Here is a 1,543-nt window from a genome sequence, read left to right as displayed (position 1 = left end):
GTTTTAGAGATTTAAAGGTTACGACAACGATGATCTCCATGATTGTAATCAGCTTAGTGGGTTTACTCATTGTATCGTTGGTAGGGGTTATCGGTATGTATCAAGCTAAAGAGGGTCAAGGTATTTTGTATGTGGATCGCTTTCAACACCAAACGAATATTCTTGAAGTCAAAAGTGATTTCTATAATATGCGGGCTAATTATACAAAAATACTCGACAATAAGGAGTACACAGATAAACAGTATAAGCAGGTGCAGAAAGGAAAAGATAGCGTTACAACCGGACTAAATGAATTCTCACAAAGGAATTTGGATGCTAAGGAACAGAAAATGTACGAGGAACTACGGGGGAGTATAGACACATATTATCAGGATATTGAGCAAATCATGGCAGTCAAAAAAAATAGCGGAACGTATGACACGGAAGAGAGAGGCCGGATTAATAAATCCAGTACGGCAATTGTTACGATGCTGACTACGATTTCAGATTATAACAATGAGCAATCCGCCAACTTATATCAAAATACGCAAAATGAGATTAAAATGCGTACAATTGTTTTGATCACAGTTCTGGCCCTCGTGCTGGCTATTCTTATCACCATCTCCTTTGCGGCCATTCGAAATATCCGTTTTCGGATGAGTACTATTACGAAATACTGTGAGGAGATTACCCAAGGAAATTTAACGGCAGCACTTGATCCTGCCTTGCTTAAAGGAAATAATGAGATCGCTGTGATTGCGCGTGCCATTCAACAAATGACAGATTCAACCTCAATGGTCATTACGGGGGTTATCAAAGAGTCACGCCAAATTAACCAACTGAGTGATCAGACGAATCATAATATGACAGATCTCAATGAGCGGATTAGAGATGTATCTGCCACGGTCGAACAGCTGTCAGCAGCTATGGAAGAGACTTCGGCATACACCGAAAATATGAACCATTCGGCGGAAGAAATGCAGCGGGCAGCAGAGTACATTTCGGTCAAAACTCAAGAAAGAGCTCAGTCTGCCCATGATACAAGTGTAAAAGCCGAAACATTGAAGCATGCGGCAAGTGAATCCAATAAAGCGGCCAAGGAAATTTACCGGAAGGCCAATGAAAAGATGAAGGAAGCGCTAGAACGAGCCAAGGCCGTAGACCAAATTCGTTTACTTTCTCAGTCCATCTTAGAAATTACGGCACAAACCAATTTGCTGGCTCTAAATGCATCCATTGAAGCGGCTCGTGCGGGTGAGTCAGGTCGAGGGTTTGCGGTTGTGGCTAACGAGATTCGCAAGTTGGCAGACGGCTCCAAACACGCGGTAGACCAAATTCAGAGTGTTACTCAAGAAGTTGTGCAATCGGTAGAGAATTTAACTACTAATGCCGAGGAATTACTGCACTTCCTGCAAGCCCAGGTAGGCAAGGATTATCAGCTGCTTGAGGATACAGCAGGACAATATTACAATGATGCCGTGGAGCATACGAACACGGTCAATGATTTGAACGCCACCTCTAAGCAGGTGAATGCAACCATCCAAACGATGGTGAGAGCGATTCA

At 42.9% G+C, this 1,543-nt stretch carries 1 protein-coding gene; it reads left to right on the top strand.

The window, feature by feature from the left end; genetic code table 11:
* Positions 1-1,543, top strand: a 1,543-nt coding sequence (locus GRP75_RS26545) for a methyl-accepting chemotaxis protein (RefSeq protein WP_160790846.1), incomplete at both ends; no start/stop codon positions are given.

The organism is Paenibacillus sp. OT2-17, assembly GCF_009827695.1.
In the GTDB taxonomy this organism is placed as follows: Bacteria; Bacillota; Bacilli; order Paenibacillales; family Paenibacillaceae; genus Paenibacillus; species Paenibacillus polymyxa_B.
Note: the sequence above shows the minus strand (reverse complement) of the source record. Positions and strands in the feature narration are given on the sequence as shown.